Source organism: Insulibacter thermoxylanivorax (genome assembly GCF_015472005.1).
GTDB classification, from domain to species: domain Bacteria; phylum Bacillota; class Bacilli; order Paenibacillales; family DA-C8; genus Insulibacter; species Insulibacter thermoxylanivorax.
Genome location: NZ_BMAQ01000008.1, coordinates 98,440 through 105,816 on the forward strand (window position 1 = coordinate 98,440; position 7,377 = coordinate 105,816).

The 7,377-nt window shown below is 52.9% G+C and carries 9 protein-coding genes; all 9 read left to right on the forward strand.

The window, feature by feature from the left end:
- Positions 1–122: 122 nt before the first annotated feature.
- The 9 genes from PRECH8_RS05985 to PRECH8_RS06025 all read left to right on the forward strand — a co-directional run bounded on the left by PRECH8_RS05985 (position 123) and on the right by PRECH8_RS06025 (position 7,274).
- Positions 123–1,433: an ATPase, T2SS/T4P/T4SS family gene (locus PRECH8_RS05985; RefSeq protein ID WP_200966183.1), complete on the forward strand. Its 1,311-nt coding sequence runs from the start codon at positions 123–125 to the stop codon at positions 1,431–1,433.
- Entirely contained in the window at positions 1,430–2,377 is a 948-nt protein-coding gene (locus PRECH8_RS05990) for a type II secretion system F family protein (RefSeq protein WP_207161774.1), read from the forward strand. Before PRECH8_RS05985 ends, PRECH8_RS05990 begins: the two co-directional genes overlap by 4 nt.
- 114 nt (positions 2,378–2,491) lie before the next feature.
- Positions 2,492–3,388: a hypothetical protein gene (locus tag PRECH8_RS05995; protein ID WP_200966185.1), complete on the forward strand. Its 897-nt coding sequence runs from the start codon at positions 2,492–2,494 to the stop codon at positions 3,386–3,388.
- Between the two features lie 128 nt (positions 3,389–3,516).
- Positions 3,517–3,681, forward strand: coding sequence for a hypothetical protein (locus PRECH8_RS06000; protein WP_200966186.1), 165 nt, complete (start codon positions 3,517–3,519; stop codon positions 3,679–3,681).
- Position 3,682: 1 nt separating this feature from the next.
- Positions 3,683–3,829, forward strand: a complete 147-nt coding sequence (locus PRECH8_RS06005) for a hypothetical protein (protein WP_200966187.1) — start codon at positions 3,683–3,685, stop codon at positions 3,827–3,829.
- Between the two features lie 46 nt (positions 3,830–3,875).
- Positions 3,876–4,304 carry a hypothetical protein gene (locus PRECH8_RS06010; protein ID WP_200966188.1) on the forward strand — a complete coding sequence of 143 codons (429 nt, stop codon included), beginning with the start codon at positions 3,876–3,878 and terminating at the stop codon, positions 4,302–4,304.
- A 55-nt stretch (positions 4,305–4,359) separates the two neighbouring features.
- Positions 4,360–4,842: a hypothetical protein gene (locus PRECH8_RS06015; protein WP_200966189.1), complete on the forward strand. Its 483-nt coding sequence runs from the start codon at positions 4,360–4,362 to the stop codon at positions 4,840–4,842.
- Between the two features lie 93 nt (positions 4,843–4,935).
- Positions 4,936–5,778 (forward strand): sulfurtransferase, encoded by an 843-nt coding sequence (locus PRECH8_RS06020; RefSeq protein WP_200966190.1) that lies wholly within the window; start codon positions 4,936–4,938, stop codon positions 5,776–5,778.
- Between the two features lie 314 nt (positions 5,779–6,092).
- Complete coding sequence (locus tag PRECH8_RS06025; protein WP_200966191.1) at positions 6,093–7,274, forward strand: two-component system regulatory protein YycI; 1,182 nt, start codon at positions 6,093–6,095, stop codon at positions 7,272–7,274.
- Positions 7,275–7,377: the final 103 nt, after the last annotated feature.

The window sequence follows — 7,377 nt, forward strand, 5'->3', positions numbered from 1 at the left end:
GGGACTATGCGACGAGAAGGAATTTGCCCACAGAATACTATGATGTTCAACATGTTCAGTATGACCTTGACACGAAGCATCCTTCAGCATGGTATAGGTTCAGCAAGCGCGGAGATGGAAGGGTGTATCTCGGTTCTGATGAGGAATTTATGGAGATCGTGGATGATATACGGGCTTACTTGGTGGATCATCGCGCGGAAAGCGAAGAGGAGCAGATCGCTTACAGCACCGCCCTCAACCGGGCTGTGCTCGGCTACAGCCGGGAACGGCAGGCTTTCTTGGCGATGATACAAGATCGGCTGGCGGCGCGGCGGCTGCATCATCTCCGTCCGTTGTCCACGCAGTATGCAACGATGGCGGAGGCAGTGTTTGCGGAAGTGATCGGGATGAATGTTCTGGAATCCGTGCTGCGGGACAAAGAGGACCTGGAAGAAGTACAGGTGATCGGTACGCGAATCTTCGAAGTCAGGCAGGGGCGTGCGCTAAGATCGGCCTACAGCTTCCGCTCCGTGGAAGAAGTCGAGCGGCTGCAGCAGAACCTCGTGCTGTATAACCGCGATGCGATCAACACGCGTAAGCGATGGGCAGAAGTCTCGCTGCCCGACGGATCGCGGGTAACGATGACCAGCTTCGGCTATACCCGGGAACCGACGATTACGATTCGCTTCTTCCCGGTGCAGGTTGTGAAGCTGGATGACCTGATCCAGGAGCCGTACCACACCTTGAATGAGGATGCGTCACTGCTGCTCAAAGCCTTCGTCAGCGCGCGGCTGAACCTGATCATCATCGGCGCGACAAATACGGGTAAGTCCCATTTGCTGAAGGCTCTAATCGCCGAGATCCCGGATGAACAGCGGATCGTAACGATCGAACAGCGATGTGAGCTGCTATTGGGTCGGACTTTCCCGGATAAGAATATCGTGGAGTTCGAAACTTCGGATGAAGACGGTGTGCGTCTCGGTGAACAAGCCTTCCGTTTGGCGCTGCGGCAATCGCCGGAGCGCATCATCCTGGCTGAGATCCGCGATCAGGAGGCGAATCTCTATGTTCGTGCTTGTACGCGCGGCCATATGGGGAGCATGACGACAGCCCATGTGAACACCTTGGAAGATGTTCCCGATGCGATCACCGATATGTGCATGCTGGACAAGCGCGGGATGAACCCGGAACGCCTGCGGCGAAGGATCGCCCGATTCGTCACACAGATCGGCATCGAGATGCAGTTGGTGCAGGGTATGCGGAAGATCGTTCGCATCGCGGAGATCTCGGAGCTGGACGGGCAGATCTTGGTGCGGGATCTAATCGCTTATGATGCCGACAGCGATACCTGGCGCGCGGTGCAGCGGATCAGCAGCGAATCCAGCGAATGGATCAAACGCCATGCGCCCGAGGCCTACAGCCGTCTGCGGCAGAGAGGGTGGGTGACGGATTGAAGATGGACATGTTGGTGCAAGCCGCTCTGCTTCTTGCCCTGTTCAGCTTGCTGTTCATTTCCTCGTGTCAATTGCTTACCGGACTGATCAAGACGGCGGATCGTCGCCTGCGCTTGAGATTAACACAGCGGAGATGGCATGGCGAGGGAGATCGAACCCGTCATCTCGGCTGGTCTTTGTCATGGATCATGAGGCATCTTGCCGATCTGCTGGAAGCCTTGAACATGACAATGTCCGCTTCAGCTTTCGCAATCGTAAGCGGGATCGCTTGGCTCATCGGTGTTGGGATCGGCGGATTATGGTTCCAGAGTGTGAATGGCCTGCTGATGTTGTCGACGATGACGGCGGCGCTGCCCTACCTATGGCTGCGGATGCGGCTGATCAGCAGGCAGATGCGTGCGCGGATGGATTTTCTGCCGGCGGTTGAAATATTCTACCAGGCATACATGATGGTTGAGCCCCGCAATATTCGTCAGGTGCTGGCCCTGTGCTTGGAAGAACGCCGCCTGCGATCGCCGGTTCGCGCTTCCTTCGAGAGGCTGTTCCGCCATCTATCGACGAATCGGCCGATGGAAGAGGCGCTGCGGATATTTTCCTTCTCACTCGGACATGTCTGGGGGCAGTACTTGACCAATCTGCTGCGCGTCGGTCTGACGGAAGGGGCGGATATCTCAGCCAGTCTGCAGGAATTGATCCGGGATATGCGGCAGGCGCAGCGGGAGGATCTCAGGGAGCGAAACAGGCTGCTGGAGATTCGAATCGCGAATTTCTCGCCGCCTTTGTTCTTCCTCTTGTTCGTCTTGGTCAATCTGCGGCTGAACAGGGAGCAGGCGCTTTACTACTACCTGATTGATGCGGCGGGGCGGCATATGGTCCTGAATGGTCTCCTCTTGATGTTCGCATCTTTCGTGATGGGGATCTGGCTGTCGATGCGCAGGATGTAGGCTGCGGCAGGATATGGGAAGGAGCTGAATATAGGCAATAGCAGAATATTGGCAATGCAGGAAGTGAAGATGAAGGGCCGGTGTTCGTGCGGGATCATATAAGGTGGTGATGGGATGAATGAAGGGTATTGGCATATGTGGGAAGCCGTTGTGCTGGTGATCTTGTTCTTGGCGATCTATATCGCCGTATCTTCCTTGCTGTTATATCTGTGGCCGAATCGCAGGATCGATCCCTTGCGGAGAATCCGGTTGATGTTGGCGCAGGAGCGCAAACTCCGCTGGTATCGCCGCCTGAGGCTGCTGCCGAAGCAGTCTTCGCAGCTGGAGGAATTGCGGAGCTTATTAACCGCCTGTGGTTTGCAGGTGGATGCAGCTGATTATGCCGTTGTCAGAAGGTTGTTGTCCGCAGCAGTGATCCTCGTTGCTGCGGCAGCTTATCTCGCCTGGGAACAGCGATGGCTTGCAGGATCGGTGCTCTACATCGTCTGGATCATAGGCGGGGCAGCGGCTGCCCTGCTGGCGTGCGACCAGATGATCCTGCGGGGAATGCGGGAGAGGCGCCGGGCGAGGATCGTTCAAGATCTGCAGGCGATCAGTTTGCAATTGCTGTATTACCGGCAATCCAGCTTGAATATTCACAGCCAGCTGCAACGCTGTGTGCCGCTTGCGGTTCATATTCGCAAGGAGATGCAGCTGCTCGTGAATGAGTGGTACGAAGGCTCCGGCGAGGCGATTGCCAAGTTTCGCAGGCGGCTCTCTGTGGAGGAGGCGGATGATTTTGCAGAGACGTTGAATGCCCTTCGTCTGCATGGCAGCGAGCGATATTACGACCTGCTGGAGGAAAGAGCTCGCAGCTATAAGGAGAAGCTGGCTCTCATCCGCGAAGGGCGCAGGGAAGCGGCTTCCTATGTGTTGTTCTTGATCGCGGGAATCCCCATCCTGTATACCTTTCTGATCTTCATCTATCCGTGGGTTGCGGAGTCAAGGTATCTGTTCTCCACTTTGTATTAGCTGGTTGGAGCGGTGTGAGCAAGACCTTGAGGTGTAAAGCTTGAAATTGTGCAGTCATCATAAGGTTCGTAAACGGCGTAAATCAACGTGATATAGGCGTGAAATTAACATTAAGAGGTGAAGAATCGGTGAGAAGTATCCTAGTGACGGTTATGATGCTGATTGTTGTGGCGGTGATCTTCGTCAATGTGGTGACGCGGGACGGGGGATTGCAGGATGCCATCGAGGATCAGGGGAACATCGCGATCACGCGCATCCAGACACTCTATGATCCGAATGCGCGGTTGAACTAAGATGCGGAATATTCTGGTCACCGTATTGCTGCTGATCGTCACAGTAAGTCTTTGCTATGCGGTGTTCTATAGTGACGATGGTTTGCATGCGATTCTGGAACGCAGCGAGCCGAAGATCACTGAGCGGATGATGAAGTTAAGTCCATAACTTAAGCCTGTAATTTAGCAATGGCTTCCGACAGGAGGGAGGCAGATTGAAACAGATCCTGGTATTCGTCATGCTCTCAGGCCTGCTCTGTTGGCTGATGTTCGCGCCGATCTACCGCCATGTACTCATCATGCGGCAGGCTGCTCTTCAGCAAGAGGTGGATTATCTGCTGGAGATCGGTGCGAATGGTTCGCATGGTTATATCGACGCGGCGATGGTTGAAGCTTCACGGCAACGGCTTATGGACAAAGGCTTCAACGGTGAACGGTTAGTCTATATCGTGCGTTCCAATACGGGACAGGCGGCGGATTCCCCCGATGCTCCGCTGCCGCGGGGGAGCGGGTTGGAACTGACGATTCGCTACCCGATCGAGGATCTGTTTGTGATCGATCGGTTGATCGGCATCACCCCGCCGGATGAGAACACGATGATCCAAGCATCGGGTGTTAAGATGAGCGAATATATTCCTTATTAGCTATTAGCAATACTCGGTTGATGCAGATCAGGTTGAGACGGGGAAAGGGGGCGTTATGGAGAAGCTTCTGCTCATCGCAGTGCTTGCCGCTGCTTGCTTCGGGTTGTACGGAGTGCAGCTGGATGAGGAGGCGGCGGTGAGGGTATTGTTCGAACTTAAACATGCGGTGAACCGCGCTGCCCATGCGGCCGCCCAGCAGGTGGACCTGGAGCAATTGGCAGACGGGCGCATCGTCTTCGACGAACCTGCAGCAGTTCAAGCGGCGGCTTGGTATCTGCAGCATAACCTGTACTTGGACGAGCAGCTGATGGCGGGGGAAGGTGCCTCGATCAAGGGCGGTGTGGACATCCTGGTGTTGGAGTTTATTGACGATGCCAGCACGTTTCCCTATGAATATACGAACGAAGTCTATGACTATGCCGTGACACTGTATAGACCGGGCGTTATCTTGATCATCGAGGCGGAGTACCAGCGGATGTTCAGCGGACTTGGTCCGATCATCTGGCAGGTGAAGGGTGCTGCGGAGATCGTGCGATAAGCTGTGGTGCAAGGTACAGGATTGAGACGGCAGCGGCTGATCCGGTACAATGTAGGCAGCTTGATATAAGAACAGGAGATAGGAGACTTGCATATGGAACCCATCGTACACCCTCGTTGGCTGCTTGCCAGGATGTATGAGCCGGATCTTGTGATCGTGGATTGCCGTTATGATATGAGCGTTCCGTCAGCAGGCCGCGCCGCTTACGATCGCGATCATATCCCCGGGGCAGTCTATGCAGATCTGGAGCGGGATCTTAGCGGACCGCTGGCGGCTCATGGCGGCAGGCAGCCGCTGCCTGATCCGCAGACCTTCGCTGATACGATCAGCCGGCTCGGCATCGATCATGAGACACGAGTCGTTGCCTATGATGATCAGGGAGGCGCCTTGGCTGCGCGGTTCTGGTGGCTGATGCGCTATCACGGGCATACGCAGACATACATCCTCGACGGCGGATATTCTTACTGGCGGTCGCTGGGCTATCCGGTATCGGATGCGCATCCTCCTGTCATCGTGCCCAAGCGATTCGAGGTTCGCATCCGAGAGGAGATGCTCGCTGATCGGCAGGAAGTATATGAGCGCTTATATGCGTCAAACACTGTCTTGCTCGATTCGCGGGAAGCAAAACGCTTCCTCGGCGTGGAAGAGCCAATGGATCATACGGCTGGGCATATCCCCGGAGCGGTCCATGCATATTGGCGGGAAAGCCTCGATGATGCGGGGCTGTGGAAGTCGCCTGAGGAACAGCGCGAACGCTTCGCCGCTGCGGGCATAGATCCGGATCAGGAGATCATCGTCTACTGCGGCTCGGGTGTTACCGCTTGTGCTAATGTGCTTGCATTGGAGCGAGCCGGATTCCGCAAGGTGAGGTTGTATGCCGGCAGTTGGAGCGACTGGATCAGCTATAAGGATCGTCCGATTGCGAAGGGCGAATGATTGCGTTCTGGTTGAAATTAAAGAATAGATATAACTATAAATTGGCTGCGCCCTGGTTCAGAGTAGAACTGACCGGGACGCAGCTTTTTTGTTCAGAATCAGATAATTAGCCCTATAATACCATTTACAGGATTGGTAGAATCATGTAATATAATCTTATATTATGTCAACAAAGGTCATATAAAATAATTTCACCACATTTAACTAATCAGTATCAATATGAACCTGTACGGTGTACGGGGAATAGCAGAGAAACCAATGTAGGTGTTTCATCTATGTTGGTTGTTTAATTTTTCACGGAAGGATGAAGAGTGTTGAAAAAGTTGATGGTAAGTCTGCTTATTCTATCATTAGTATTCCTCGCTGCATGCGAAGGATCCAAGGAGGGGGACGATGAAGACAACCTCACATTAGAACAGTATCTACAGCAGGTTAAACTTCCTAATAATCTCGAGATTGCCATTGATCCGGAGACGGTCGTATCTGCCCAAGAAGCTCGTATCCATGAAGCGGGATATTGGGAACTGGATCCTGAGACAGTCTCTAAGCATCTGCTGCGGGGAGAGCTTGTTGAGATGCAACCCATGGCCGAAGGTCCTTGGTATCATGCCAGCGGTGATACCTACGATGAATATTTGAATGTTTATGACAACGGCAAAAGTTTTGGTATAGAAGAAAGCTCTGCCGGCGGAATGAGTTATGTCGTCTATGAAAAGAGTGAAACTGAGAAGCCGTTCTTGATCGTCAACCATCCCGATCCGCTAACTCTTAGTGATCAGGGAAGAAAAAGTATGGCCAAATCGGATTACTCCTCCTATGCCGATCTAACCTTTAAGCCTTATGAGGAAGCTTTGGCAGAGGTTCTGGAACATATGAAGCAAATGGGTTTCCCTGAATTGGCTGTGTCAGAAACCTATTCTATGGATGTCGAGACACAGAGGAAGCACTACGAGTATTATGTGGAAGAAAGAGGAATTGAACCCGAGTTCGACCTTGAAGATTGGACGACAGCGGATGAGAAGTATATCTTTCATTTCCGCCAAATGATCGACGGCATCCCTGTTTCGAACGCATCGTGGTATTGGGGGCGAGGAACGGGAACTGGTCCAGCAGGGAATTGGATGCAGAGTACAGAGATAAACGTTGTGTATATGACTGACGGCTTCAAAGATATAAGTGCATACAATATGTACAGAATCAAGGAAGAACTGGCAAGTGAAGCTATGCCGGTGGTTTCGCCAGTCCATGCATTGCGCACCATGATTGACGAGTATTCTGATTTGATCATAGAGGAAAAACTCACAGTCACCTCGATGGAACTGGTCTACGTCTCGATCCCGAAAGGGAAGGAGACGTTCGAGTTGATCCCCGCTTGGAAGATCACTGTCGCCGAGCCTTATGAATCGGATCATTCCGATGAAGACTCTATTAAATATGAATATCGTCAATACGTTGTGCACGCCATCACTGGTGAGAAAATCTCCGGTTCGAGGTGAGGGTTAATTGCCAGTTATTCTAACCTCATTAGGTGTTCATCTTAAACAAGCCCTTCTATCTCTGCGTTTTGTTCTGTGTATCCTGGGGACTTGTCTAGTCTTA

Coding starts and splice junctions, on each gene's coding strand:
- PRECH8_RS05995 (WP_200966185.1), top strand. CDS start 2,492: ATGAATGAAGGGTATTGGCATATGTGGGAAGCCGTTGTGCTGGTGATC.
- PRECH8_RS06005 (WP_200966187.1), top strand. CDS start 3,683: ATGCGGAATATTCTGGTCACCGTATTGCTGCTGATCGTCACAGTAAGT.
- PRECH8_RS06015 (WP_200966189.1), top strand. CDS start 4,360: ATGGAGAAGCTTCTGCTCATCGCAGTGCTTGCCGCTGCTTGCTTCGGG.
- PRECH8_RS06020 (WP_200966190.1), top strand. CDS start 4,936: ATGGAACCCATCGTACACCCTCGTTGGCTGCTTGCCAGGATGTATGAG.